At 61.9% G+C, this 25,482-nt stretch carries 23 protein-coding genes; 12 read left to right on the forward strand and 11 right to left on the reverse strand.

What is annotated here, in order from left to right:
- Positions 1 to 112: 112 nt before the first annotated feature.
- The 8 genes from PY310_RS17015 to PY310_RS17050 form a co-directional block, all read right to left on the reverse strand.
- Complete coding sequence (locus tag PY310_RS17015) at positions 113 to 1,342, reverse strand: alginate O-acetyltransferase AlgX-related protein (protein ID WP_275215655.1); 1,230 nt, start codon at positions 1,340 to 1,342, stop codon at positions 113 to 115.
- A 158-nt stretch (positions 1,343 to 1,500) separates the two neighbouring features.
- Positions 1,501 to 4,644: a glycosyltransferase gene (locus PY310_RS17020; protein WP_275215656.1), complete on the reverse strand. Its 3,144-nt coding sequence runs from the start codon at positions 4,642 to 4,644 to the stop codon at positions 1,501 to 1,503.
- Between the two features lie 47 nt (positions 4,645 to 4,691).
- Positions 4,692 to 6,224, reverse strand: coding sequence for a rhamnosyltransferase WsaF family glycosyltransferase (locus PY310_RS17025; RefSeq protein WP_275215657.1), 1,533 nt, complete (start codon positions 6,222 to 6,224; stop codon positions 4,692 to 4,694).
- 97 nt (positions 6,225 to 6,321) lie between these two features.
- Positions 6,322 to 7,662, reverse strand: coding sequence for a UDP-glucose dehydrogenase family protein (locus PY310_RS17030; protein ID WP_275215699.1), 1,341 nt, complete (start codon positions 7,660 to 7,662; stop codon positions 6,322 to 6,324).
- Between the two features lie 73 nt (positions 7,663 to 7,735).
- Positions 7,736 to 8,599, reverse strand: coding sequence for a glucose-1-phosphate thymidylyltransferase RfbA (gene rfbA, locus PY310_RS17035; protein ID WP_275215658.1), 864 nt, complete (start codon positions 8,597 to 8,599; stop codon positions 7,736 to 7,738).
- A 91-nt stretch (positions 8,600 to 8,690) separates the two neighbouring features.
- Entirely contained in the window at positions 8,691 to 9,830 is a 1,140-nt protein-coding gene (gene wecB, locus PY310_RS17040) for a non-hydrolyzing UDP-N-acetylglucosamine 2-epimerase (RefSeq protein WP_275215659.1), read from the reverse strand.
- Positions 9,831 to 9,915: 85 nt separating this feature from the next.
- Positions 9,916 to 10,212, reverse strand: a complete 297-nt coding sequence (locus tag PY310_RS17045; RefSeq protein ID WP_275215660.1) for a hypothetical protein — start codon at positions 10,210 to 10,212, stop codon at positions 9,916 to 9,918.
- A gap of 73 nt (positions 10,213 to 10,285) precedes the next feature.
- Positions 10,286 to 10,852 (reverse strand): YdcF family protein, encoded by a 567-nt coding sequence (locus PY310_RS17050; RefSeq protein ID WP_275215661.1) that lies wholly within the window; start codon positions 10,850 to 10,852, stop codon positions 10,286 to 10,288.
- Positions 10,853 to 11,003: 151 nt separating this feature from the next.
- Between PY310_RS17050 and thiL the strand changes: the two genes are divergently transcribed.
- The 4 genes from thiL to rsmD are packed head-to-tail and all read left to right on the forward strand — an operon-like array spanning position 11,004 to position 15,877.
- Positions 11,004 to 11,957: a thiamine-phosphate kinase gene (gene thiL / locus PY310_RS17055; RefSeq protein WP_275215700.1), complete on the forward strand. Its 954-nt coding sequence runs from the start codon at positions 11,004 to 11,006 to the stop codon at positions 11,955 to 11,957.
- A 22-nt stretch (positions 11,958 to 11,979) separates the two neighbouring features.
- Positions 11,980 to 12,990: a DAK2 domain-containing protein gene (locus PY310_RS17060; RefSeq protein WP_275215701.1), complete on the forward strand. Its 1,011-nt coding sequence runs from the start codon at positions 11,980 to 11,982 to the stop codon at positions 12,988 to 12,990.
- Positions 12,980 to 15,262 (forward strand): ATP-dependent DNA helicase RecG, encoded by a 2,283-nt coding sequence (locus PY310_RS17065; RefSeq protein WP_275215662.1) that lies wholly within the window; start codon positions 12,980 to 12,982, stop codon positions 15,260 to 15,262. The genes PY310_RS17060 and PY310_RS17065 overlap by 11 nt, the downstream gene beginning before the upstream one ends.
- A 9-nt stretch (positions 15,263 to 15,271) precedes the next feature.
- Positions 15,272 to 15,877, forward strand: coding sequence for a 16S rRNA (guanine(966)-N(2))-methyltransferase RsmD (gene rsmD, locus PY310_RS17070; protein WP_275215663.1), 606 nt, complete (start codon positions 15,272 to 15,274; stop codon positions 15,875 to 15,877).
- Between the two features lie 91 nt (positions 15,878 to 15,968).
- Here the strand turns inward: rsmD and PY310_RS17075 are convergent, their stop codons facing one another.
- From PY310_RS17075 to PY310_RS17085, 3 genes are all read right to left on the reverse strand, one after another.
- Positions 15,969 to 16,946 carry an ABC transporter substrate-binding protein gene (locus tag PY310_RS17075; RefSeq protein ID WP_275215664.1) on the reverse strand — a complete coding sequence of 326 codons (978 nt, stop codon included), beginning with the start codon at positions 16,944 to 16,946 and terminating at the stop codon, positions 15,969 to 15,971.
- A 181-nt stretch (positions 16,947 to 17,127) separates the two neighbouring features.
- Positions 17,128 to 17,919, reverse strand: coding sequence for a spermidine synthase (locus PY310_RS17080; RefSeq protein WP_275215665.1), 792 nt, complete (start codon positions 17,917 to 17,919; stop codon positions 17,128 to 17,130).
- The gene (locus PY310_RS17085; RefSeq protein WP_275215666.1) at positions 17,919 to 19,148 is read right to left on the reverse strand and encodes an aminotransferase class I/II-fold pyridoxal phosphate-dependent enzyme; all 1,230 of its coding nucleotides are present in this window, start codon (positions 19,146 to 19,148) and stop codon (positions 17,919 to 17,921) included. The genes PY310_RS17080 and PY310_RS17085 overlap by 1 nt, the downstream gene beginning before the upstream one ends.
- 43 nt (positions 19,149 to 19,191) lie before the next feature.
- Here PY310_RS17085 and coaD point away from each other — a divergent pair, with 43 nt between their 5' ends.
- The 8 genes from coaD to PY310_RS17125 all read left to right on the forward strand — a co-directional run bounded on the left by coaD (position 19,192) and on the right by PY310_RS17125 (position 25,457).
- Positions 19,192 to 19,671, forward strand: a complete 480-nt coding sequence (coaD, locus tag PY310_RS17090) for a pantetheine-phosphate adenylyltransferase (protein WP_275215667.1) — start codon at positions 19,192 to 19,194, stop codon at positions 19,669 to 19,671.
- Positions 19,672 to 19,816: 145 nt separating this feature from the next.
- Positions 19,817 to 20,341, forward strand: coding sequence for a YceD family protein (locus PY310_RS17095; protein ID WP_275215668.1), 525 nt, complete (start codon positions 19,817 to 19,819; stop codon positions 20,339 to 20,341).
- A 36-nt stretch (positions 20,342 to 20,377) separates the two neighbouring features.
- Positions 20,378 to 20,581, forward strand: a complete 204-nt coding sequence (gene rpmF, locus PY310_RS17100; RefSeq protein WP_009356569.1) for a 50S ribosomal protein L32 — start codon at positions 20,378 to 20,380, stop codon at positions 20,579 to 20,581.
- Positions 20,582 to 20,602: 21 nt separating this feature from the next.
- Complete coding sequence (rnc, locus tag PY310_RS17105) at positions 20,603 to 21,343, forward strand: ribonuclease III (protein ID WP_275215702.1); 741 nt, start codon at positions 20,603 to 20,605, stop codon at positions 21,341 to 21,343.
- Between the two features lie 8 nt (positions 21,344 to 21,351).
- Positions 21,352 to 22,314: a bifunctional DNA-formamidopyrimidine glycosylase/DNA-(apurinic or apyrimidinic site) lyase gene (mutM, locus tag PY310_RS17110; RefSeq protein ID WP_275215669.1), complete on the forward strand. Its 963-nt coding sequence runs from the start codon at positions 21,352 to 21,354 to the stop codon at positions 22,312 to 22,314.
- A gap of 108 nt (positions 22,315 to 22,422) precedes the next feature.
- Positions 22,423 to 23,118, forward strand: coding sequence for a hypothetical protein (locus PY310_RS17115; RefSeq protein ID WP_275215670.1), 696 nt, complete (start codon positions 22,423 to 22,425; stop codon positions 23,116 to 23,118).
- A gap of 12 nt (positions 23,119 to 23,130) precedes the next feature.
- A complete protein-coding gene (locus tag PY310_RS17120; protein WP_275215671.1) occupies positions 23,131 to 24,417 on the forward strand; it encodes an MFS transporter in 1,287 nt (428 codons plus the stop codon).
- Positions 24,414 to 25,457, forward strand: a complete 1,044-nt coding sequence (locus PY310_RS17125; RefSeq protein WP_275215672.1) for a TolB family protein — start codon at positions 24,414 to 24,416, stop codon at positions 25,455 to 25,457. The genes PY310_RS17120 and PY310_RS17125 overlap by 4 nt, the downstream gene beginning before the upstream one ends.
- Positions 25,458 to 25,482: the final 25 nt, after the last annotated feature.

Raw genomic sequence — 25,482 nt, forward strand, 5'->3', positions numbered from 1 at the left:
GGAAGAGGCGGCGCCCAGTGCACCGCCTCACCCATAGCGCAGCACCCAGCGGCCACGACAGCACCAACTCACCGGAACAGCAATACCAACAACCCGGAACACGCGTACCAACTCAAGCTATCTGCCAAAATATTACCTTTGCCCACCACGCTATTTCTCTGGGGATCTTTCCCGATCCAAAAAATGAATTTCCGAAGACGGTGACCCGCAGGGGGCTAGGCGATGTTTCGTTTCGCCACGCAAACCAACTGCCGATGTGTCCCCTAGAAGGCTCAAAATTCTTGGTCTGCTGAAGATCCTTGTTGAACGGCCTCAGTTGTAGTTCGCTGGGCTCAAGGAACTTGCAGTAAATCGGTAGATTGTAGAATCGACGACTTAGGTCACCCATGTCGTAGCGCGCTGTGTCAAGGGCGATACCTTTGACAAACTTCTCCACTTTGGGATCAATTCGGCGTCCTAGCAGTGCAATCATAGCTTTTGCCCCTGCGGCCGAGAGATGACTATCTGCTGCGAGGAAGGGATCGTCATCCTCTTCCCAAGAATCGAATAGCCTCAGGCTGCTAACATAGCTTGAATCACTCTGCAGTTCTTTGTCGAGGGCGGCATAAAGCGGCGTGGGTCCATCAATTTTTATCGGAGCATATTGTCTTAGGGCGGTGAGCTTTTCCGGGATTATTGTTTGGTAGAACGTGATTCCCCGAGATTCAGCCTCATGCCTACGCGTTGCAACTAGCTCTTTCCATTGGGCCACGCGGCTGTTCAGCCGGCCCTCAACGTTCGCGAAATGTGCATCGTATTGCTGGAGGAGGTCATTAGTGCCAGCAGTGAGAAAAAGATGCCCGCTGTGGCCAATGCGGGCAGATTTGTCCCTTGACTCGAGACCCACGGGAAGCAATACAGGTGACAGGATGCCTGCCCGTGCGTCGTCCACCGCATGCGAAATCTCTCCGCCCGAAAGCAGTGATCGCACCGGCTGAAATGTTCCCAACAAGTCGGTGTCCATTAGAGCTTGAACAACCAAACGCCGCAGCATTAAAGACGCTCCTGCGGTGGGCGCCAGGGTGGCTTGGCAAGCATGGCCCAGGACATGGACTTCCAATCGTCCGGAAATAACGTCCAGCGGAGTAAATGCCGTTCGGCACGACACCGAATAGACCAGGTCCTGTGCCGTTGTGACCTTCTTGAGATCACCCCTTGTTCCGTGTGGACGTCCGCTTCCGATCGATATCCCATCACGACGTACGACGACTTCGGTGTCACCATTGACTGAAGATGTATCGTCGAGCGCCCAGCCATGGATGACTCGTCGCTTAAAATCGAATGACTCGATGTAGCCACGCATGCAAGCTTCCGCCTTTAATGTCATACCTGGTTTGTTCCAAGTCTGGAGAAATTATCGGGCACACTAAATGAAATTCCTTGGCTGGGACGGATGGCGTCCCAATCAAACGTCCCAGCCATCCAGGCGACACCAGCAAGGTCAAAGCTGGCGTTTATGGTTTAGCGAGTGATCGTCTCAACCCAGCGGCGAACGTGCTCGTCGCTCATTGCTCGGTTAGCGACGGATTGTGTTCCGCCCAACCGAACTTCGCCGAGGCTTTTCGCCAAGACTTTAGTTATTCCACTCTTCCAAGCGGCCGTTGTGTTGTCGACGACGAGACTTGGCTGAAGGTGATCACGGTATGGGCCCACGTTGGAAGCAACCGTAGGTAAACCGAGAGCAGCGTACTCAAGTAGCTTAAGGTCGCTCTTGGCTGCGTTGAAATAGTCATCGACAAGTGGAGCCAACGCCACATCCCAGCGCGTGCTGTTGATTCGGAGATACTTGATGAAATCGGGGTATTCCGAGGCAGTTGGCTGCAGTCGCTGGAACCACGCTTTATTGTCCGGGGTAACGCCGATCACGTCGAGCAGTACTTTCCGACCGTGGAAGCTGAATCCATCAGCAAAGACGCCTTCGAGCAGAGCCAAATCTGCTGTGTGTGTAGTGGTCCCTATGTACACGGCGCGGATAGCATCGTCACTTGGTCTGGCAAAGTGAGAACCGATCTTTGTATCCCAAATACGCGGGTCAAGCCTGTTTTCAAAAACTTCAATCTCTCGCGCAATCGGACCCAGCCGCTTTGCAAGTTCAGGAGTGCTGACGATCACAGTTTCAGCGGCGCCAACAAGAACTTCCAAGCCATCTGAAATCTCAGGATTAAGCTGCGATATCTGTCGGTGAGCCGCGCCGTGCCCAACTGTAACTAGATCATCATCCAAATCCAGGACGATCTTGATTCCTCTCGAAGATGCCGTCGAAATAAAGGCAGCAGTCTGTTCGGGAGTCAAAGCGTCTCTTTGAACATAGATTGCGTTGAAAGCGCTACGGTCTATCCCAGCGATGAAGTCATCGGCAACTACGCGTTTGAAATGCGCAAGCCCCAAAGCCGAAGCTTTTTCTATCATTCTCATGCTTCGGACATGAACTGATGCCGGATAGCTGCCAACGCGTTTAAAAGCACGCACGACGTACCCCACGGTAGGAAGCAGCTCTGTGTCATTGCGCATGGTTCGGGTGTACAGACTTAGGTAGTCCTGACCCATCGTAATGTCCGAGCGTATCGACGATCCGGGAACCTCAGAGCGTAGAGCTTCGCGCTGTTCGACGTTTCGGGCAAGGGCTAGGATCTCACGAGAAGCTTGGTAGGCATCGAGGGGAACGGTAATTCCACCACCGTGCTCCTTGATTCGGTCAGCGGGGGCGCCGATGTCTGTGGCAATGAGGGGAACTCCCAGAGCCCATGCTTCAGTGACGGTGTGTGAATAAGTCTCTGCCCAGATGGAGAAAATCCCGATAAAGTCAGGATCCACTTCATCAGCTAGCTTTTGCAGATTCTCCCTTGTGTACTCATCGTGGGCAATCGCAATGTCAGCAAAGTTGGACGAACTCCTTCGTCCAAAGGCATGCCATTCCACCACCGGTGCCGTCAGAGTAACAATCTCCCGGATGAGATCTATGCCCTTATGGGGAGCCCAGTTTGCTGGCACCATGATGCGTAGCGGACCAGGAAGCCGCTCCCCAGATTTACGAAGCTGCCCAATCTTCGAAACGTCCCGTCCGTGCTCGATTAACTGAATCTTATTCGCATGCTTAGGGTAGTTCGATGCGTATATTTGTCCGGCGGAAGGGGTAGTTGCTATCACATGCCTTGACAGGGCTAAGACTTCGTCGGAGCGTCTCTTCCACTCCTCTATCCACTGGTGCTTTAAAGGTGGGACTTCTGATACAAACTCGGTGGGCAAGCTACATAGGCCTTCGCCCGGAGTGCACTTTCCTCCACAGAAAGCCAATTTGTCATCGAGCAGGTTCACCGTGGGGCAGATGTAATAGAAGTCGTGAGTCGAGAGAATGACTGGTATCGACAGCAGATCTGCCAAGACTGGAACGGTTGTCAGGGGCTGATTAATCAAGTGCCGAATGTGGATAAGTTCAACGTTGTATGAGACCAGGATTTTGGCAACGAACTGCGCATAGTCTTCTCGCCATGTGTCCGTGACGGCAAACTGCGGCTCCGCATCCCATTGCGCCAACTCCTGAAATCGACCGGAACTGAATTTGTAAAGTCGAACAGAATTAGTGCTTGCCTCGAGAAGGATACTATCCTGATGTTCTACGAGCTGGCCTAGAAGATCCTTGTTTGTAGCAGGCGTTCCGCCACCAGCTTTGTGGATGACATACATCACCACTGGCTTTGTTCGGGACTGTCCTGTTAATTGGGTGCGCGTCACATCTAAGGATTTGCGCATTTCCTTCATAGCGCTTGAGCCGGCCCAATCGCGAACTGACTTTGTATATTCAGGATGAAGTTCATCCACGGCGGCCCTGCCGGCACGGATCAGCTCTGCACGTCTGCTTTCGCCAAACGACTGACTCCGAGCGTGCTTAACCATCACGTGGGGTGCCACCAGATTGACAAATCCACTCTTAACCGCTCGCCGGGAGAAATCATTTTCCTCACCGTAGCCCTGCGGAAATGAGGCCTCATCGAAATACCCAATACTCTCAATAAGACTCCGACGTACGTACATACAAAATCCATGTCCGGTGGGCGTTTCGACCCCGGCGCTCTTGACTCGATGAGAAACACCGCGAGCAATTTCTGGCCATGTAAGATGCTGCGGCCAATCATTGGCTTTTCCGGATTCGGGGACCGACATGGCTCCAGCATTGTCGGAAACGGCGCTCACGGTTCCGATATTCTCGCGGGAGTAAGCGGTCCAGCGAAGCCGGCGAAGCCAACTCGGGCCCACGGCAGTGTCACTATTCAGAAGAACGACATCATCAGCCTCAGCCAGGCGGAACGCATGATTGGCAGTTCGGGTATAGCCCCAATTCTCAGCATGGCGCACGAATGAGATGTGTCCATCGGAGGCTAGACGGTCCAGCATGCTGACCACGGCATTGTCTGTGCTGGCATCATCGATGACGATTATCCTTGCGCCATCTGAATATTGAATTGCCGACAGTATGCAGTCTCTGACGACTGATGCTCCGCCGTTAAAGACCGGGATAGCGACCGTCGTGGCGCCAGCACGCCGCAATAGTCCCAGCATCTCTGCAATCGTGTCGGGGGTCCATTCTGTTGCTGCTGCCTGCGTCATATCTTCCCCATTACTTTGATGATTCAACGTTTCCCTCATGTGCCGTTTCAGACCCTTTTCTTCAGTAGAGTGCGGACTTGACGGCGCAGGCGGACCATCCGGCGGAATGTCGGTAGGAGGGGCTGGATTGATTTGAGTGACTTGATCTTGTTATAACGCCATAGCTGGCGGCGCTGCAATTGCAGCTTCTGACTGAGACTCTTGACTTGCCTCTTCAGTTCGACAACTTCATGACTCTGCGAGTTGGTTTGGTTATTGGGTAGTTTGTTGGCTTGTGACAGCTTCTTTTGTGTTGCTTCCAGCTCTTTGCGCAGCACTGTGATCCGAACGGCGCGTAGGGCGGCGATTCGACGGTATTCCTGGAGCAGGTCGCCAGTGGTGCCTGGCGTTTCACAATCACGTCCAAGTTCGCGGATTCCGCTCCCGACAGCGAGCTGAGCAACGTGGGCGGCAGAACTCTCAAGAGTGGGACCTAGCTTGCCAGCATCAATTGGCTGGAAGTCGTGAGCGGTAAGTCTGTCAGCGATCTGCTTCGCGTGCTCCAGTGCTGACGCCAGTTGAGTCGGTTCCGGTGCCGAGACGGTCAGGAGGGGATTCCAAGGCTGCCGATACCCACCAAAACTGTTGGTGACTGTTGGAATACCAGCGGTGGGCATTTCGAGCGATAGATGCCCGGGGTGAGGACTGTGCATAAGTGAAAAGCCGATGTCTGAATGAGCAAGTAGTTCGTAGTAATCTCCGAGCGAAAGCTTGCCCAGTGAATGCAGCACCTTGCCGCGTCCCAGTTCGATTGGTTCATGGGGCGTGCCGGCCGAGGTGAACGTGATTCTGTCCAGGTCACTTGATGGGAGTTCGTGAACCCACGCGCGAAGGGCATCAAGACCCAGCTCGAATAGATTTCTTGGATGGGCGGGTCGTCCATAAAACAATACTCGTAGGTTGGCATCGGCCGCGGGACGCCAATTTGCCGCCGCACTCATGAGTTTGTTTTCATCTAGCGTAGGACTAAAACAGTGTGCTAATGCGAAATCAGCATGGCCCTTATCGGTAAGGTATTGGGCGAGCGGACGCGAATTTACCAACGGTATAAAGCCGTAATGATAGGTATTCTCAGCTAATGCAAACGACGTACCCCAAGGCGCAAAAGCCGGCTCAAAGTCCTGAATCAGATAGATGGCCCGGTCTGTGGCGTAGTCCCTTTCTTTGAGGAACTTCTCCAATACAACGGCAGTCATCCAGTGGGTGCAGACCCAGGTGTCTGTAGACGATGTGACAACGGAAGCCAGATCTGGCCCGTGGAAAACTTCTGTGGGCTGGTCAAAGTCTGGGACCTGAGTCCTTATCCATGCATCCAATGCCCCGGGATCAAGTTCACCGCGTTTGTCAGGATCTTTAAGGATAAAAATTCGGAGCGGTCGTTGAATAGCGGAAGCTATTTGCACCCCAGTCAGCAGCGCGGTTCTTTGCCCGGCAAAGGCTGCAGCCGGGTCCAAATCGATCATGAGGAGATTGACATGGTGGTTGGCTGTACCGGATTTAGTCGCCGCGAGCCAGGTGTGCATCTCTGTAATTCGGTCCAAGATGGGATTCCAAAGTCTGATTGGTGGTGTGTGGGTATGAACTGTGCCGCTGAATAAAGTTGAGGTCAAGAATCCACCCTTCGCGGATTCGTGTCTTTCAGCCGGCAGCTTCTGAAAGTACTTTAGTAGCCGATTTACGGCCGAGAGCCTGAAATGTCCATCCAGCACCGATCCAAACATCAGGGTCGAGAACATTTCGACCATCTATAAGGTTCCTCCGATTGACCAGCCCACCGAGCGCTGCTGGCGTCATGCCGACGAATTCGTCCCACTCCGTCAGCAGAAGGACGATGTCTGCCCCACGAACTGCTTCTTGAAGTGAACCGCAGTAGTTTAGCCGTGGGAAGCGCTTTGCTGCATTGGCGTTTGCTTTAGGGTCATAGACATTCACGTCAGCGCCAGAACTATATAGGCGGCCAGCAACGTCTAGCGCCGGGGAGTCCCGGACATCGTCGCTGTTGGGCTTGAACGCCGTCCCGAGAATGGCGATTTTTGCGCCTTCAACATTCTCCTCTAGAACTTCCGTAACTAAGTGGATGACGCGTTCACGTCTTCTCAGATTAACCTCGTCGACTTCATTTAGGAATCGCATTGTTGAATCGAGGCCCAGCTCGGAGACTCTTGCCTGCAGGGCTCGAATATCTTTTGGAAGACAGCCGCCGCCAAAACCTATTCCTGCGTTTAAGAAGCGGCGTCCTATGCGGTTGTCATGTCCAATTGCGTCGGCCAATGTGCGTATGTCCCCACCCACCGTTTCAGTTACTTCAGCGAATGCATTGATGAACGATATTTTCGTGGCAAGGAATGCATTGGCGGCAACCTTGACCAGTTCGGCCGTCTCGAAATCTGTGGAGATATACGGAGTTTTCCTCGAAAGAGCGTTTTCGTAAACTCGCCGCAAAACCGAATCTGCCTCATCCGAGTCGATGCCGACAACGAGTCGGTCTGGTCGCAGGGTGTCTTCCACTGCGAAGCCTTCCCGCAGGAATTCGGGGTTCCAGGCGAAATCCACTCTCACGCTGGGCCTAGCCTCTTCCGCAACGAGGGCCTTAAGTCGGCGTGCTGATCCCACGGGGACTGTGGACTTTCCCACGATCAAGGAGTCCCTGCATATTGCCCGAGCGATGGAGGTGACGGCGGCATCCACATATGTCATGTCGGCTGCGTGTTCGCCTGACCGCTGGGGGGTGCCAACCGCTATGAAATGCACGTCCCCGAACGCCCCAGCTTCTTCAAAAGACGTTGTGAAGCGGAGGCGACCTGATGCGGTGTGCTTGCGCAAGAGTTCGGGCAAGTCCGGCTCGTGAAACGGCAGTTCACCGCGGCTGAGGCTGTCGATCTTTCTCTTGTCAACGTCGACCCCGAGTACTTCGAACCCGAGTTCGGCCATGCAGGCCGCATGAGTTGCACCGAGGTAGCCGGTGCCGATGACTGTCATTTTTAGAGTCAAGATTCTCCTCGAGAATTTGAGGTGCTGCTGTGTTCAGGGGCGTAAGTGAGTTCAGGGAGCGCTAACGGTCAAGGAGTCCTAAGAGGTAGCTCCCGTAGCCGCTCTTGATCAGCGGTTGAGCCCGCTCACACAGCTCATCGTCCGTGAGGAACCCTTGGCGCCAGGCAATTTCTTCAGGAGCGCCGATCTTCAGACCTTGCCGGCTTTCAGTGGTCCTAACGAAGTTCGATGCGTCATTGAGGTCGCTAAATGTCCCCGTGTCGAGCCAAGCGGTGCCTCGAGGCAAGATTTCAACGTGCAGCTTGCCCCGTTCGAGATATTTGAGGTTGACGTCGGTAATCTCAAGCTCGCCGCGGGCCGAAGGCTTCAGGTTTTCGGCGATGTCCACCACATCGTTGTCATAGAAATATAGTCCCGGCACCGCGTAATGGCTTTTGGGCTCTTCGGGTTTTTCCTCGAGAGAAATTGCCCTTCCGGCACCGTCGAATTCAACCACGCCGTACGCTTTCGGATCTGAGACCCAGTAACCGAACACGGCACCCCCGTCAATCGATGCAAATCGGCTCAATTGCGTGCCCATGCCGCGTCCATAGAAAATATTGTCACCTAGAACCAGTGCGACGGTGTCGTTGCCGATGTGCTGCTTGCCCAGGACGAAGGCCTGTGCCAAGCCATCGGGGGAGGGTTGCCGCGCGTAGGTCAGATTGATGCCGAACTGGGACCCATCTCCCAAGAGGCGTTCAAACTGTTCTGCGTCATGGGGAGTGGTGATGATCAAGATGTCTCTAATTCCAGCAAGAATCAGCGTGGAGAGGGGGTAGTAGATCATCGGTTTGTCGTAGACGGGAACCAATTGTTTGCTAATGCCGTGGGTAATGGGATGCAGCCGCGAGCCTGTCCCTCCGGCCAAAATTATGCCTCGCATCTGTCGAATTCTCCTGTGTAAGGGTGCTGCGTGCAAACGGATAAACATGTGAACCTGGGCGGAATGCCCAGTTGGAGTGGGCCGCGGCTCTTCACGAAAACGCAGCCATGCGGGACCCCGCGCCAAGCAGTTGAGCGACTGCGGCTACGCTTCGCAGAGCTGCCTTCCCATCGCCGTACGGGTTCACTGCCTGGGCCATTTTGTCGAATGAAACGGAGTTGTGCAGTAGGGCGTTGACTTCGGCGACAATCCGATTTTCATCAGTGCCGATGAGCTTCACCGTCCCCGCACTCACTGCCTCGGGACGCTCAGTATTTTCACGCATCACCAGGACCGGTTTGCCAAGGCTGGGGGCTTCTTCCTGCACTCCGCCAGAATCCGTGAGCACGATGTGCGCTAGGGAGAGCATGCGCGTGAACTCACCGTAGGAGAGGGGCTCAGTCACTATGACGTTGCCTTTCCCCTCAAGAGCCGGAAGGACGGCTTCGCGGACAACGGGGTTCTTGTGAGCCGGCAGCACGATGACGAGGTCGGGTTCAGCGTCTGCGATGCGGGCGAGAGCCCGGCCGATGCCATGCATGGTATCGCCCTGGTTTTCGCGGCGGTGGGTTGTCACCAGGAGGATCCGGCGTCCGCTGGCAGCCAATTCCTCGAGCCGAGGGTCCACGAATGCGATCATCTTGTCCACGGTGGTGAGCAGCGCATCGATCACAGTGTTTCCTGTGACAACGATGTCTTCCCCGGAGATGCCCTCTGCCAGGAGGTTTGCCTTGCTGGTGCTGGTGGGTGCCAGATGGAGGCTGGCGATCTGGCTGGTGATCTTGCGGTTCGCTTCTTCCGGGAAAGGCGAAAAGAGGTCGCCGCTACGGAGACCGGCCTCAACGTGCACCACGGGAATGCCGTGGTAGAAGGCGGCAATGGCGCCAGCCGTGGAGGTTGTGGTGTCACCCTGGACGATGACGGCGTCGGGCTTGTTTTCAGTAAAGAGTTTGTCCAAGCCATCGATGGTGCGGGTCATGATCGCCGACAGGGACTGACGCTGCTGCAGGATGTTCAGGTCGTGGTCCGGGACGATGCCGAACAGCTCGTTGACTTGGTCCAGCATCTCGCGGTGCTGGCCCGTGACGGTGACGATGCAGTCGAAGTCGGGGGATTCCTGAAGAGCCATGACGATGGGGGCCATTTTGATGGCTTCCGGACGTGTCCCGAAAATTGGCATGACACTAGGCATGGATTTCCCTCAAAAGTGGCAGTGGTGGTGTCCTGATGCTATCGCAGTGACTACGAACCGATGAATTGTGTTGCGGCCTCAGGGCTCAGCCGGCAAAGATCAACAGCAGAGCCAGGGCTGGGATGCTGAGCGCAACCAGGATCACTACGCACAGTGCCACAAGGCGTTTTCGGCGCTGGCCGGCACTTCTTGATGCGGGCCCCGACGTTGCATTTGGCTTTTCGGGTTCCCCGGTGGAATCTTCGCGGCGTGGTGAAACCGGCTCCGCCAAAGCGCGGCCTCCCGGCAGCAGCTCGTCCGGTACTTCCCGGCGGAACCGGCGTTTGCGCATGTGCCGGGGACCCGTGGCCGGTGGCAGTTCGGGACCGTCAGTCTCGCTCAAAGTCACCTCTCCTCACCATGAATTCAGCCCGACCGTTCTACCCAGGGCAGCTTCAATTGTTGCATCCAGCGCCCTAGGTACCGCATTCCGGATGCAGCTTCACATCCAGGAGGCCGCCGGTTTCGATCACAAACCGCCGCAGCCACTGCAGGGAGTCCAGCTTGGGTTCGGACGCCACCATGCTCACCCGGGCATCGGTGCATTGCTCGATCAGCGTCCTGGCCCGGGGGACATGGTAGGAGGACGTGACCACTGCAATGGATGACCATCCGTTGGATTTCACCAGCTTCCGGATCGCCTCCGCCTCCCCGCGGGTATCCATGCCCGGCGGCCGGAAACAGACCAGCGAGGAACTGGGAAAGGACGCCTCCCGGCACAGGGCGTCCGCGGTGAGGTTTCCCGGTGTATCCGTCCAGGAGACCGCCAGAACGGGGGCACCGGCGTCGGCGGCCAAGCGCTGGGCCACGGGCAGGCGCTCCGCGCTGCTGCCGCCTAGAACAATGACGGCATCAACATGGGACGCCGGCGCGGCGGGGGAGTCAAGGTTGAAAAGGAACAGGCAGACGGTGAACCACACCGCAAACAGACCGAGGAGGGTGTCGGTGATGATCTTCACGGCGACGGTCCCCTTCTGATGCACCCTGCAAGTCTAGGTGCAGCGGCAGTGCCTCGATGTCGGTGCCAGCAGATACCGTAGTTGAGTGCCTGAAAAACCGCTGACCGATGAATCCCCCGCAGTCTCCGCGCTGTCCGAATCCCAGCTCCTGGCCCGGATCTTTCCGCGCCTGGACATGACCGGCCATGCCCGCGGCGCGGCCACGCTCCTCGGCCCGGGGGACGACGCCGCGCTGGTGTCGGCGCCGGACGGCCGGACCCTGATCAGCATCGACACCCAGGTCCAGGACCAGGACTTCCGGCTTCACTGGAACAACGGCTACCGCACCACCGGCTTCGATGTCGGGTGGAAAGCCGCGGCCCAGAACCTCAGTGACATCAACGCCATGGGCGGCACGGCGACGTCGCTGGTGGTCAGCCTCACCCTGCCGCCGGAAACACCCGTCAGCTGGGTGGAGGACCTGGCCGACGGGCTCACCGCCGCCATCGGGGAACTGGGTGCCACGGCCTGCTCCGTGGCGGGAGGGGACCTGGGCCGCGGCACGGAAATCTCCGTGACCGTGGCAGTGCTGGGCACGCTGGACGGCGGAAACCCCGTGCTCCGCTCCGGGGCCCGCGCAGGCGACGTCCTGGCGCTGGCGGGCACGGTGGGCCGGGCGGCCGCAGGACTGGCACTCCTGGAATCCGCAGCCCCCTTCGACTCCCTCAACGAACCTCAGCGCGCCCTCATCCACACCCAGTCCCGCCCGCAGCCCCCCTTGGCAGCGGGCCCCCTGGCCCGGTTGTCCGGGGCCACTGCCATGATGGACATCTCGGACGGCCTGGTGCGCGACGGCGGCCGCCTCGCCGCCGCCAGCGGCGTGGTGCTGGACCTGGACCCGCTGGAACTGAAGCGGCAGGCCGGAAGCCTCAGCCCGGCGTCGGACATCCTCGCAGCGGACCCCCTGGCCTGGGTGCTGGGCGGGGGAGAGGACCACGGGCTGCTGGCCACATTCCCTGCCGGCATTCAGCTTCCGGCCGGATTCACTGCGATAGGCTCAGTACAAGCCCCGGGAACCCACACTGGCCCGGGCGTCACAATTGCAGGCCGCGTCGCTGGCGCCACGGGATGGGATCACTTTGCAGACTAAGGTTGCCGCGAATGCCCAGGCGATGAAGCGGTGGTTGGACCAGGCCGAAACGGCCATCGCCAACCATAGCGACCGCATCAACGCCATCAACATCTTCCCCGTGGCCGACGGCGATACCGGCACCAACTTGTACCTCACCGTCCGCGCGGCCGCGCGTGCCCTGCACAGCTACCACGCAGGCCATGACCCGGCCGCCCCTGCGGACCTGGCACAGACGGATGTGGGAGCAGTGCTGGCGCACGCCGGCCGGGCCGCCATGGAGCAGGCCCGCGGTAACTCCGGCACCCTTTTCGCTGTGTTCCTCTGCGCCGCCGCGGAGCCTCTGGAAGGGCACACCCGCCTCACGTCGGCCCTGTTGGCCGCGGCCCTGAACCGTGCCCAGATCCGTGCCTGGTCCGCGTTGAGCGACCCCGTGCCGGGCACCATGCTGTCAGTAATGGAAGCCGCCGCCCGGGCCGCCGCCGCAGTGGATGCCGGCCACAACGGCGACGACAGCAACCTTGCCCTGGGCAAAACCCTGGATGCCGCCGTCGAGGGGGCGCTGGGAGCGGTGGTCAGCACGGAGGGCCAGCTGGCCGCCCTCGAAGCCGCCCATGTGGTCGACGCCGGGGGCGTTGGCATGCTGCTGATTCTCGATTGCCTCCGCTCCGCTGTCCTGGGGGAGGGCCTGCAGGGCGAACTCCTCGACGGGCTGCACGGCTACGACGTCCAGGACCCCCACATCCACGCCACCATGCCCGATGACGACGGCGTTGAGGTCATGTGCACCATCAGCCTCTCACCGCTGAACGCAGCCACCCTCCGGCAACGGCTGGACGAGATCGGCGATTCCGTCATCATGAGCCAGGTGGGCAACGCCGCGGAACCGGACGGCAACTACCGCTGGCGCGTCCACGTCCACGTTCCGGACGCCACCCCGGCCGTGGCCCTGATCCGCTCCCTGGGCCACCCTTCGGAACTCACCGTCAGCGAACTCGCCATAGCCCGTGATCCCGAACCAGCTCCAGCGAGCTCCTCTGGACATGAGCGCTGAACTCGGCCAGCGCCTTGAACGCCTGATCGGAAAACGGTCAGCCTCGGCCATTGAAAAACATTTGGGCATCAGCACCGTGGGCGGGCTGCTGAATTACTTCCCCCGCCGCTACCTCAACCGGGGCGAGCTGACACCCATCGACGAACTGCCCGTGGACGAGGAAGTCACCCTCATCGCCCGGGTCCTCTCCAACAGCACCCGCAGAATGCAGACCCGCCGCGGGTCCATTACCGATGTCATCATCACCGATGACGCCGCCTCCCACGGCCGTCCGCGCCTGGCCTCCGTCAGCGCCGGCAGCGGACACGGCACCCTCAAAATCACCTTCTTCAGCGGTTACCGCGCCCAGGCGGAACTCCTGCCGGGCCGGCGGGTCATGTTCTCCGGCAAAGTAACCCGGTACGGCAACTCGCTCGGCCTGACCAACCCGGACTTCAACCTCCTGGACGAAGACCCGGACATGCCCGGCATGGACCCGGAAAAGCTCGCAGCCATGCCCGTCCCGGTGTACCCGGCCACGGCAAAGCTCACCAGCTGGTCCATCCAGAAAGTGATCGACACACTCCTCCAAACCGTCGATCTGGAGGCCCTGCCGGACCCGCTCCCGGCCGACATCGCCCGCAGGGAAAAGTTCCTCCCCGTGGCGGAGGCCTACCGGCTCATCCACAAACCCGAAACGCAGGCCGACTGGAGGCGCGCCCAGGACCGGCTCCGGTTCCAGGAGGCCCTGGTCCTGCAGGCCGCACTGGCCCGGCGCCGTGCCCAGCTCGCGGCCGAGGAAGCCACCGCCCGCCGCCCCGCCGCGGAGGGCCTGCTGACGGCCTTCGACCGGCAACTGCCCTTCACGCTCACCGCCGGACAGGCCGCCGTGGGAAAAACCCTTGCCGCCGAACTCGCGCAGGACAGCCCCATGAACCGGCTCCTGCAGGGGGAGGTGGGCTCCGGCAAGACCATTGTCGCGCTGCGGGCCATGCTGCAGGTGGTGGACGCCGGCGGCCAGGCGGCCCTGCTCGCGCCCACCGAGGTCCTCGCCGCCCAGCACTTCGAATCCATCCGCCGTACCCTGGGCTCCCTCTCCCGCGATCCCATGCTGTCCCCGGACGGGCTGCTGGGAAGCCTGGCCGAAGGTGCCGTGCAGGTCACCCTGCTCACCGGTTCCATGTCCACGGCGGCCCGCAAACGGGCGCTGCTCGATGCCGCCTCCGGTGCCGCCGGCATTGTGATCGGCACACACGCGCTGCTGAGCGAGAACGTCTCGTTCTATGACCTGGGCCTGATCGTGGTGGACGAACAGCACCGGTTCGGCGTGGAGCAGCGCGACGTCCTCCGATCCAAGGCCAACAAGCCGCCGCACCTGCTGGTCATGACGGCCACCCCCATTCCCCGGACCGTGGCCATGACGGTCTTCGGCGATCTCGAGACCTCCATCCTGGACGAGCTCCCCGCAGGGCGCGCGCCGATCTCAACCCACGTCGTGGGCCTGGCCGAAAACCCCGGCTGGGCAGCGCGGATCTGGTCGCGTTCGCGCGAGGAAATCGACGCCGGGCACCAGGTCTACGTTGTGTGCCCCCGGATCGGAACGGACGACGACGGCGATTTCAGTCCCGGCGAAGCGGAACCGTCCGCGCCTGCCCTGGCAGGCGGCGGCGGCGAACGCGAACTCGCGTCCGTCACCGCCGTCGTCGAGCAGTTGCTCCAGGAACCCGCACTCGCCGGCGTGCCGCTGGGACCGATGCACGGCCGCCTGGACACGGCAGTGAAAAACGCCGCCATGGCCGACTTCACCGCCAACCGGACCAAACTCCTGGTGTCCACCACCGTGATCGAAGTGGGTGTGGACGTCCACAACGCCACGCTCATGGTGATCCTCGACGCCGACCGCTTCGGCATCTCCCAGCTTCACCAGCTGCGCGGGCGCGTTGGCCGCGGCGGCCTCCCGGGCACCTGCCTTCTGGTCACCAGCCTGGAACCGGGGCACCCGAGCCGGCGCCGGCTGGATGCGGTGGCCTCCACGACGGACGGTTTTGTGCTTTCCCAGGAGGACCTCAAGCTGCGGCGCGAAGGCGACATCCTGGGCGCGTCCCAGTCCGGCGGCCGTTCCACCCTGAAACTGTTGCGTGTGCTGGAGCACGAGGACATCATTGCCCGGGCAAGGAAGGACGCCCAGGACGTGGTGGGATCGGACCCGGCGCTGGTACGGCATCCCCGCCTCGCCGAAGCCATTGACGAATACCTGAACCCCGAGAAGGAGGCGTTCCTTGAACGCGGATAGGACGCGGGCATGAGCCGCATCATTGCGGGCGCGGCCGGCGGGACACCGCTGGTCAGCGTCCCGGGGTCCCTGACCCGGCCCACCACGGACCGCGTCAAGGAGGCGCTCTTCTCCCGCCTTGACGCCTTCGGGGTCATTGCCGATGCCCGGGTCCTGGATCTGTACGCCGGGTCCGGGGCGCTGGGGGTGGAGAGCGGCAGCAGGGGAGCCAGCTCCGTGGATCTGGTGGAATCCGATGGCAAGGCAAGTTCCGTCTGCCAACGCAATGCCGACCTCGTCAACGGCGCGGTGGGCCGCAAGGCCGTCACGGTCCACCGCTCCAGGGTGGAGCCGTTCCTGGAGCGGACGGCCGAGGACACCCACTGGGACCTTGTTTTCCTGGATCCGCCCTACCCGCTGGACGAGGTTGCCGTGTCCGCGGTTCTGGCCAAACTCGCGCCCCACCTCGCCCCGTCCGCGGTGGTGGTGGTGGAACGTTCCTCACGCTCGCCCGAACCCGGCTGGCCCGCGGGCCTCGAACGGTTTGCGGAACGGAAGTACGGCGAAACCAAGCTCTGGTTCGCGGAACCCTCAGTGCCGGACGCCATCGTTCCCTGCGTGGAGGCCATGGCCTAGCGCCTCCCCCCGGCGGAAGCACCCCCTGCAGGACGCAGAGGGACGACGGCGGAGTTCCCGCCGTCGTCCCCGTCCGGTCACCCGGCAACCGCTATTTCAGGATCGTGCCCGAAACATCCGGCGCCGAAGGCACAATGCCGTACTTGGCCATCAGGTCGCCAAGTTTGCCCAGCGTTCCCTCATCCAGCTTCCCGTCGAATGCTTCGAGCCGCAGGTTCTTGGCCACCGACTCCGGCATCTTCATAAACGCGGGCAGCAGTGCCCGGACCTTGTCCGGGTTGCTCTGCGCCAGGGCGAGAGTCTCCGTTATGGCCGCCTTGAAGTCAGCCACCACCTGGGGATTCTGTTGGGCGTAGCTGCCGCTGGTGAAGGTCACCATGGTGGGCGGGCCCGGGATTGCCTCCTGGTTGTTGTACGTCACCAGTTTGTTGCCGTCGGCCAGCAGGCCGGAGAGGAACGGTTCGGGAACCCAGACGGCGTCCACATTCCCCTGGGCCAGCTGGGCCCCCATGTCCTGGAACGGCAGCTCAAGGAACTGGACCCCGCCCGGATCGCCGCCCTGTTTGGACACCACTTTCTTGATGGTCAGGTCTCCCTGGGCATTGATGGTGTTGACGGCCACTTTCTTGCCCACCAGGTCCTTGGCCGTGGTGATGCCGGAGTTGGCCTTGGCGACGACGCCGTTGATGTCATTGCCGGTGGGGAGGGAATTCGAAAACCCGGAGACAATCTTCATGTCCAGGCCCTTGTTCTTGGCCAGGAGTACGGACAGCGGGTTACCCACGGAGAAGTTCATCGTGCCGGTGGAAACCGCCGGCAGCATGGCTGCCCCGCCCTGCCCGCTCTGCAGCTCGACCTTCAGCTTGTGCTTCTCAAAGATGCCCTCGTCGATGCCCAGCTGCACGGCAGCGGACGGCGCGATCGAGATGACACCAACGCTGATGTTGCGTACACCGTCGCCTCCGGCTGCCGCAGAGGACGAGGTGGAGCCCGACGGCGATCCGCCGCCGCAGCCGCTGAGCAGCAACGCCGCGGCAACGCCGGCAACGGCCAGTTTTAGCTTTTTCATAACAGTCCACTTCCTTGGGGCGAGTTATCAACGATCGGGTCCGCTGCCAGGCAAACTCTGCGGTCCCGCGAAGGTATATAGATAACAACCCATATAGTTGAAACTGTCAATGATACTTTTCCCCAACGCTTTAGTTCCGCCCGCAAAGTCCCCGCACGGCGGGGGTGGGCCGGGCTGCGGCTCAGTCCGAGAGCACGTCCAGCTCAACACCGGCGAGTACCTTTGCCGGGTGCGGGCCGCGGGCGGTCAGTGCCGCGGTCCAGGCGTCAGGCCAGGCGGACTGCGTGCCGGCGAGGATGATGTTGCCGGGGTAGCGGCCCGCGAACATGCCGGTCTCCGCGAAGGCCGCAACGTCGGTCATGGCCCGGCGCATCGCTGTGACCTGGCTCCGCACCAGTGTGAGGCCCGGCTCGTCGCCCACGTTCACGATCAGCACGCCCCGCGGCGTCAGCCGAGCCGCGGCCTCCTGGTAAAATCCGGTGCAGGCGATGTGTTCCGGCGCATTCGGCCCGGAGAAAATGTCCAGAATGACGACGTCGAAGCGCAGTTCCGCGGGCAGCGTGGCAAGCGACTCCCGGGCGTCGCCGATCACCGTGTGCAGCCGTGTTCCCTGCGGCATCGGGAGCTGCTGCAGCACGAAGTCCAGCAGTTCGCGCTCCAGCTCCACGGCGTACTGCACGGACCCCGGCCGGGTGGCCTGGATGTAGCGGGCCAGCGTCAGGGCACCGGCGCCCAGGTGGAGGGCCGTGATGGGCTCACCCCACGGGGCCGCAAGATCCACCACGTGCCCGATCCTGCGCAGGTACTCGTAGAAGATGTCGGCGGGGTCGGCCAAATCGACGTGGGATTGCTCGGCTCCTCCGATGCTCAGCACAAAACCGCCCTCCGTGAATGTGTCGGGCTCGATCACCGCATGCTGCCCGGTGGTGCGCAGGAAGCGGCTGGCGGTCCGGGTGCCGTCGGGCTCCGCCATCACAGCTTCCCGGCCAGTGTGGCCAGCCGCGCGGCAGCCTCCTCGAGGACCTCCACCTTCTTGCAGAACGCGAAACGGAGCAGGCTCCGGGTCCGTGCGGCACCCTCGGGGTGGCAGAAGACGGGCACGGGGATCGCGGCGACCCCCACCAGGGCGGGCAGCCGGCGGGCCAGGTCCACGGCGTCGGCAATGCCGAGGGGAGCGGTATCAACGTTGACGAAGTAGGTGCCCTGCGGGGTAAAGACATCAAAGCCGGCGGCACGGAGGCCATCGCTGAGGATGTCCCGCTTCTTCTGCAGCGTGGCCGAAATCCCCTGGAAGAATTCGTCCGGCAACGCCAGCCCGGTGGCAATGGCGGCCTGGAACGGGGTGCCGGAACTGTAGGTCAGGAATTGCTTGACGGTGCGGACGGCCGCCACCAGCTGTTCCGGTCCGGTCAGCCAGCCGATTTTCCAGCCCGTGAAGGAGAAGGTCTTTCCCGCCGAGGAGATGGTGATGGTCCTTTCGGCGGCTCCCGGCAGCGTCGCGACGGGAAGGTGGCTGGCACCGAAGGTCAGGTGCTCGTACACCTCGTCGGTGATGATCAGGCAATCGAACTTTTCGGCGAGCTCGACGACGCGCTGAAGGACCTGGCGGGGGAACACCGCGCCGGTGGGATTGTGGGGGTTGTTCAGCAGAACCACCCGGGTCCGGTCCGTGAACGCCGCCTCGAGGGCCGCCATGTCCGGGAAGAAGTCGGGGGCAAGCAGCGGAGCGGTGGTGTGGGTGGCCCCCGCCAGTCCGATGACGGCGCCGTAGGAGTCGTAGAACGGCTCGAACGTCAGCACTTCATCGCCCGGGCCTACGAATGCCAGCAGGGCGGCGGCGATGGCCTCGGTGGCTCCGGTGGTGACAATGACCTCCGTCTGCGGGTCCGGAGTCAGGCCATAGAACCGGGCCTGGTGCGCCGCGACAGCCTCACGCAGCTCCGGAAGGCCCTTGCCGGGCGCATATTGGTTGGCCCCGGACTCGATGGCGGCCATGGCTGCGGCCTTGATCTCAGCCGGTCCGTCCTCGTCCGGAAAGCCCTGCCCCAGGTTGATGGCGCCGGTGCGCGCCGCCAGGGTGGTCATCTCCTCGAAGATGGTGACGCCGAGCTGGCCGGCGGGGCCCAGGAGGTTCGCGCCGGCCGCTGTCCGCTGCCACGGAGCCGGGGCTGCGGGCAGGGAAAGTTGCCGTGGTGGATGCATGCAGTCATGGTATCCCGGCCTTCGGATGCGGTAGGTTCGGTGCATGAGACGCGCTGTCTGCCCCGGATCCTATGACCCCATCCACAACGGTCACCTCGAGGTCATTGCCCGCGCCTCCGGGCTTTTTGACGAAGTCATTGTGGCGGTATCCACCAACTACGCCAAGAAGTACAGGTTCAGCCTGGGGGACCGGATCGACATGGCCCGCGAAACGCTGGCGTCGCTGCAGGGCATCGTGGTGGAGCCGGTGGGGGAGGGCCTGTTGGCTGAGTATTGCCGCCAGCGTGGTGTGTCCGCGATCGTGAAGGGCCTCCGGTCGTCGTCGGACTTTGATTACGAACTCCCGATGGCCACCATGAACCGCCAGCTCAGCGGCGTTGAAACCGTGTTCCTGCCGGCCGAGGCACACTACCTGCATTTGTCCTCCACCCTCATCAAGGAAGTGGCGAGCCTGGGCGGCAGCGTCTCGGACTATGTACCGCGTTCCGTGCAAAAAAGGCTGCTCTCAGGCGAGTCGGCGTAGGACCCGCGCTCAAGAGGGTAGGCTTGTCCGGTACTTCGGCGGCTGTCCGACGCCCGGTTTGAGTCCCTGCGGCTCTTCAGGCTAAGATAGTACGTCGGTCATATGTTCAACAGGAGTTCTCATTAAACGAGATGCTAGTTCGCCCTTGGCGTTCGACGTCAAGGATCTCGGGCGCAGCCCGGGCAGCATGCGGACGCTGAAAGAACATGTACCCGCGCCAAAGGATTTTGGCGTGGCACTCATTGGCGTTCAGGAAGGCTCGGATATCGAGCTGGACCTGAGGCTTGAGGCCGTACACGAAGGAATTCTGGTATCAGGAACCGCGCTCGCCGAAGTTACAGGCGAATGCGGCCGATGCCTGGATCCCCTTGCGTATGACCTTGAGGTCAATGTGCAAGAACTTTTCTTCTATGAAGGCGTCCTGCTTTCGGATGAAGAAGACGAAGAAGAGCAACGTCGAGTCGAGCACGATCTGATCGATCTTGAGCCGGTGTTGCGGGACGCAGTTGTAACCATGCTGCCGTTCCAGCCGGTGTGCCGGGAAGACTGCCAGGGCCTTTGCTCCGAATGCGGAGCGCGCCTGGAAGACGAGCCGGGGCATCACCACGAGGTTGTAGATCCTCGCTGGGCCGCCCTGGCTGACTTGGCTAAGCCTGACCGGCAAAACTGATTTGTACGTGTTTGTCTAGAGAGAAATGAGTTAGCCGTGGCTGTCCCGAAGCGGAAAATGTCTCGCTCGAATACCCGCGCCCGCCGCTCCCAGTGGAAGGCAACTGCCCCCCACCTGGTGAAGACTGTCGAGAACGGCCAGGTTACTTACAGCCTGCCGCACCAGGCAAAGGTCGTTACCGACTCGGCTGGCACTGCGCTGTTCCTTGAGTACAAGGGCCGCAAGGTCGCAGACGTCTAATCGGCCCCCAAGGCTGACATGATGTCTTCAACTGAAGAGCTTCTGAAGCGTCTCGGTGTCTCCATTGACGCCGGGACGCTTCGTCTTGCTCTGACACACCGTTCCTACGCCTACGAAAACGGCGGCATCCCCACCAATGAGCGGCTCGAGTTCCTCGGCGACTCCATCCTGGGTTTCTCCGTGACGGACGCCCTGTACCGGGACAACCCGACGCTGCCCGAAGGCGACCTTGCGAAACGCCGCTCCGCGGTGGTCAGCACAAGGGCCCTGGCGGGCATTGGCCGGAGCCTGGGCATCGGCGACTACATCTACCTGGGGCAGGGCGAAAAGCTCACCGAGGGTAAGAACAAGGCCTCCATCCTGGCGGACACCATGGAAGCGCTCATCGGCGCCACCTACGTGTCCAATGACATCGAAACCGCACGGCAGCTGGTCATGCGGCTGATCGGCCCGCTCCTCAAGGACGCAGCAGCCCTTGGCGCCGGCACCGACTGGAAGACCAGCATCCAGGAATTGGCCGCCAGTCGTCAGCTCGGCACCATTTTCTACGCGGTCGAGGGTGCCGGTCCGGATCACGCCCGCACCTTCAAGGCGGTCCTGAACATCGGCGGCATGCCGTACGGCAACGGTTCCGGCCATTCCAAGAAGGAAGCCGAACAGGAAGCTGCCGCGGACGCTTGGCGTACCCTGTCGGCGGCCAAGGATGCGGCGGCCAAGGGAACCGCGGCCGGCGGATCAGCCGAGCCTGCGCCCGGCGCCTAGGTCCGGCTTTGCCCGAACTGCCTGAAGTTGAAGTGGTCCGCCGCGGGCTGGTGAGATGGCTCCGCGGCCGCACCATTACCTCCGTTGAGGTCCTGGACCCCCGATCGCTCCGCCGCCACGCCCTCGGTCCCGAGGACTTTATCGGGAACCTCCAGGGCACCACGGTGGTGGACGTGGTGCGCCGCGGAAAATTCCTGTGGATGCCGCTGCGCGACACCCCGTCCGCAGCGGCCGCTCCGGAACAGTCCGTTCCGGCCGTCGCCCTGATGGCCCACCTTGGAATGAGCGGTCAACTGCTGATGCAGGACCCTTCCGTTCCGGACGAGAAACACCTGAAGGTCCGCCTCCGCCTGAGCCCCGCCGACGGCATGCCGGACGAACTGCGGTTTGTGGACCAGCGCATCTTCGGCGGGCTTTTTGTGACGGACCTGGTGGCCACGGACGACGGCGGCCCCGGCGGCCTCGCCGAATCGCCGCTTCCCCTGATTGCCGAAGAGGCGGCTCATATCGCCCGGGACCCCCTGGACCCCGCCTTCTCCTTCGGGCTCTTCTACAGCCGGCTCAGGAAACGCAGGACCGGCCTCAAGCGCGCCCTTTTGGACCAGGGGCTGGTCTCAGGCATCGGAAACATCTACGCGGACGAATCCCTGTGGCGTGCCGGCCTGCATTACGCCCGCCCCACGGACAAGCTGCGCCGTTCGGATGCGGAACGCGTGATCGCCAGCGCCCGCGAAGTCATGCTCGATGCCCTCGAGGCAGGCGGAACCAGCTTCGACTCCCTGTACGTGAACGTCAACGGCGCCTCCGGCTACTTCGACCGCTCCCTGAACGCCTACGGCAGGGAAGGGCAGCCCTGCAACCGGTGCGCCGCCGTCGGGATTAACTCCCTCATCCGCCGCGAACAGTTCATGAACCGGTCCTCCTACACGTGCCCTGTCTGTCAGCCGCGACCACGGAACGGTCGCTGGTAGACCACAGGAAAAGTCTGCGGATTCTGCGGTTCCCCAATGCGGGTTCCGTTGGCAGACTGGGCGCATGAAAGCCTGGGGTGTCATTACCGCGGTGGCCTTGGCGGGGCCATGATCGCGAAGAAACTGGTACTCGCCGGAGTCATTGCAGCTGTTGCCCTGGGCGGAACAGCTGTTGTGCTGGACCAGGCATCACAGCCCGCCAAAGCCCCGCCCGCAGCGGTCAACGGCACCGGACCGGTGGACAGCAGTGTCCCGCAGCCCTCCGGGGCCGGGACCGTCGCAGCACCTGGAAGCGGCACGGAATCGCCATCGGCTGCGGCGGCACCCCCTGACGCCGGCGTGACTCCTTCACAGGGTCCCTCCGATCCGGCAGGACGCCGGATCCAGGAGGTTCTGCCGCCAGCCAGTGATGCCCCAACGGGGCTGCCCATGCCTTCGCCGCCGGCCGCCCTGATCCGGACTCCGCTGCCCGCACCCGCGTCAGCCCAGGGCAAGATAGTGGACGGCTTCCCCGCCAACGTCGTGTCCTTCCCCGACCGGACAGCGGTGGTGTCGACGAGTGTGAGCTCCGAGGACCGGACCCTGCAGGCCAGCGCGGTCGGTATTGTGGACCTGACTCCTCTCCAGACCATAGGTCATTTCCAGCAGTCACTGCTGGCCCTGGGCTTCCAGTCCGAATCAGTGTCTTCCGGGGATGGCCGGTCCGTCCGCCTCTCACGCGGGACTGACACCGTGACGGTAGCCATCACCACCACGGGTACCGGAAGCACGCGGTTCACACTTCTGGCCACCCTCCATGCGTAAACGGACCTGCTGATGTACCTTTCGGTGTCAGACCGCAACGGCGGCAAGAAGGACGAACAGGTGGTCACGGCAGGCCGGACCCGCCGGTCCGGAACCCGGTTCAAACTCTCCCACACCATAGTGTGGCTTGGTGTGGTCAGCATGTTCACCGACGTCTCCTCAGAGTCTGTGGCAGCCATCCTGCCCCTGTACATCACAGGCTTCCTGGGGCTCTCGGTGATCGCGTTTGGCGTGCTTGACGGCCTCAACCAGGGGGCAAGCGCCCTGGTCCGGATCGCCGCCGGGTGGACTGCTGACCGGATCGGCCATCCCAAGCGGGTGGCCCTGGCCGGGTACGGGCTGTCGGCGGCGGCCAGAATCGGGCTGCTTTTTGCCGGCGGCTTTTGGTCCCTGACAGCCATCATCACCGGCGACAGGATCGGCAAGGGAATCCGCACCGCTCCCCGCGACGCGCTGGTCACGGTATCGGCGCAGCCCGAACATCTGGCCAGGCACTTCGGCGTCCACCGTATGCTCGATAACATCGGCGCCGCCACCGGTCCGCTCCTGGCATTCTTCATTCTGATGCTCATCCCCAACGGCTACCTGACAGTCTTTGTGGTGTCGTTGGCGTTCGCGGTCATCGGCGCGGCGGCGCTGGTTCTGTTCGTCCCGGATCTGCGGGCCGGAGGACGCCGCCCGGGGGACACCCGGAAAAGTCAGGCATTTGCATTCCGCTGGGGCATGCTCCGGGAACCGGGGCTTGGGCGCCTGCTCATCGTCGCCGGCGTCCTGGGGCTGCTGACCGTGGGAGACGGCTTCATCTACCTCGTCCTCCAGGATAAGAATTCCTTCGCCGTGCAGTGGTTCCCGCTGCTATATGTGGGCACGAACCTGGTGTTCCTTTTGCTTGCCATCCCGCTGGGCAGGCTCGCCGACCGGTGGGGCAAAGCCAAGGTCTTCATCACAGGGCACGCGGCGCTTCTCGCCTGCTACCTGCTGGCCGCCATGCCGTTCGCGGGAATCGGACCCACGCTCGGCTGCCTGGTCCTTCTGGGCATTTTCTATGCGGCCACGGACGGGGTGCTGGCAGCACTTGCCGGCCAGCTCACACCGGTTGAGAGGCTGGCCACGGGCATTGGCGCAGCGCAGACGGTAGTGGCGGTGAGCCGGATGGCTGCTTCGGCAGGTTTCGGAGTCCTCTGGTTCGCAGTTGGGCCGACGACGGCGATGGTTGCCGTTGGCTGCCTGTTGGCCGTCGCCGTCGCGGCATCGCCGTTCATCCTTCACGGGATCGGGCAAGAGAAGCGCGTGGCATGACCCGGAACCGGTGGGAGCCCGACGGAAAGCTTCGGTGGGTCATCCTCCTGGTGGTGACTGTCAGTGTGGTCGCCGGCGCTGGCGTGTACGCCGCCCAGGCGTTCCAGCGCTTTCAGGCTGCCAGCCAGGCAACATCCTCCGCTGCGATCGCCGCGGCCGGATCGTCGCTTCCGGACCAGCCGTTTGTCCTGTTCCGCAACACCGCCTCGGGCCAGGGCTATGGCCAGGCTGCCACAGTGCTGTTGTCCGCTCCGGGAGCGGAACGGGCGGTGGGCGGTGCGGCCTGCGACCGTGTCTACGGGACGAGACGGGAAGTGATGTGCCTGCGGACGAACCGTGGCCTGGTCACCAGCTACGAGGCGGCACTCTACGACAGGAACTGGCAGGAGGTCCGCAGCTGGGCGCTGCGGGGGATCCCCAGCCGGACAAGGCTCGATGGCACGGGAAGTGCCGCGGCAACAACGGTCTTCGTGACGGGCCACTCCTATGCCGGCACAGGCTTTTCGACCGAGACAGTGATCAGTCCGGTGGAGGGTGGCCCCGGAACGGGCAGCCTTGAAGACTTTGCCTTGTGGGTGAACGGAGCGCAGGTCAGTCCGTCGGACCGGAACATCTGGGGGGTCACCTTCATGCCGGGCCAGTCCGATTCCTTCTATGCGACGGCGGCTTCGAACGGCCGGACATGGCTGGTGGAAGGAAGTGTTTCGGCCCGGAAGCTCACGGCCGTCCACGACGCCGCTGAGTGCCCGTCCGTGTCTCCTGACGGGAAAAGCATTGCGTACAAAAAGAACATGGCCGGCAGCGTCCATCCGCACTGGAACATCGCGGTCCTGGATATTGCCACCGGAACCGAGACCCTCCTTGCCGAGACCAGGAACGTTGACGACCAGGTTGAGTGGCTGGACGGCCACACCGTGCTGTACGGGCTGGGCCGGGAGGATTCGGCCGGCGACAGCGACATTTGGCGGCTGGACGTAGCAGGGGCTTCGCGGCCGGAACTTTTCATCGAACACGCCTGGTCGCCGTCGGTGGTGCGCTGAGGCCGAGTGGGTCATCAAGGCTTGC

Source organism: Pseudarthrobacter naphthalenicus (assembly GCF_029076445.1).
Classification (GTDB): Bacteria; Actinomycetota; Actinomycetes; order Actinomycetales; family Micrococcaceae; genus Arthrobacter; species Arthrobacter naphthalenicus.

What these genes read in the sequence shown, in the direction of transcription:
- PY310_RS17030 (WP_275215699.1), bottom strand. Translation starts at nt 7,662, where the DNA reads ATGACAGTCATCGGCACCGGCTACCTCGGTGCAACTCATGCGGCCTGC.
- PY310_RS17020 (WP_275215656.1), bottom strand. Translation starts at nt 4,644, where the DNA reads ATGACGCAGGCAGCAGCAACAGAATGGACCCCCGACACGATTGCAGAG.
- rfbA (WP_275215658.1), bottom strand. Translation starts at nt 8,599, where the DNA reads ATGCGAGGCATAATTTTGGCCGGAGGGACAGGCTCGCGGCTGCATCCC.
- PY310_RS17080 (WP_275215665.1), bottom strand. Translation starts at nt 17,919, where the DNA reads ATGGCGGAGCCCGACGGCACCCGGACCGCCAGCCGCTTCCTGCGCACC.
- coaD (WP_275215667.1), top strand. Translation starts at nt 19,192, where the DNA reads ATGAGACGCGCTGTCTGCCCCGGATCCTATGACCCCATCCACAACGGT.
- PY310_RS17115 (WP_275215670.1), top strand. Translation starts at nt 22,423, where the DNA reads ATGATCGCGAAGAAACTGGTACTCGCCGGAGTCATTGCAGCTGTTGCC.
- rnc (WP_275215702.1), top strand. Translation starts at nt 20,603, where the DNA reads ATGTCTTCAACTGAAGAGCTTCTGAAGCGTCTCGGTGTCTCCATTGAC.
- thiL (WP_275215700.1), top strand. Translation starts at nt 11,004, where the DNA reads ATGACCGGCCATGCCCGCGGCGCGGCCACGCTCCTCGGCCCGGGGGAC.
- PY310_RS17060 (WP_275215701.1), top strand. Translation starts at nt 11,980, where the DNA reads ATGAAGCGGTGGTTGGACCAGGCCGAAACGGCCATCGCCAACCATAGC.
- PY310_RS17085 (WP_275215666.1), bottom strand. Translation starts at nt 19,148, where the DNA reads ATGCATCCACCACGGCAACTTTCCCTGCCCGCAGCCCCGGCTCCGTGG.
- PY310_RS17125 (WP_275215672.1), top strand. Translation starts at nt 24,414, where the DNA reads ATGACCCGGAACCGGTGGGAGCCCGACGGAAAGCTTCGGTGGGTCATC.
- PY310_RS17065 (WP_275215662.1), top strand. Translation starts at nt 12,980, where the DNA reads ATGAGCGCTGAACTCGGCCAGCGCCTTGAACGCCTGATCGGAAAACGG.
- rsmD (WP_275215663.1), top strand. Translation starts at nt 15,272, where the DNA reads ATGAGCCGCATCATTGCGGGCGCGGCCGGCGGGACACCGCTGGTCAGC.
- PY310_RS17075 (WP_275215664.1), bottom strand. Translation starts at nt 16,946, where the DNA reads ATGAAAAAGCTAAAACTGGCCGTTGCCGGCGTTGCCGCGGCGTTGCTG.
- wecB (WP_275215659.1), bottom strand. Translation starts at nt 9,830, where the DNA reads ATGCCTAGTGTCATGCCAATTTTCGGGACACGTCCGGAAGCCATCAAA.
- PY310_RS17120 (WP_275215671.1), top strand. Translation starts at nt 23,131, where the DNA reads ATGTACCTTTCGGTGTCAGACCGCAACGGCGGCAAGAAGGACGAACAG.
- PY310_RS17015 (WP_275215655.1), bottom strand. Translation starts at nt 1,342, where the DNA reads ATGCGTGGCTACATCGAGTCATTCGATTTTAAGCGACGAGTCATCCAT.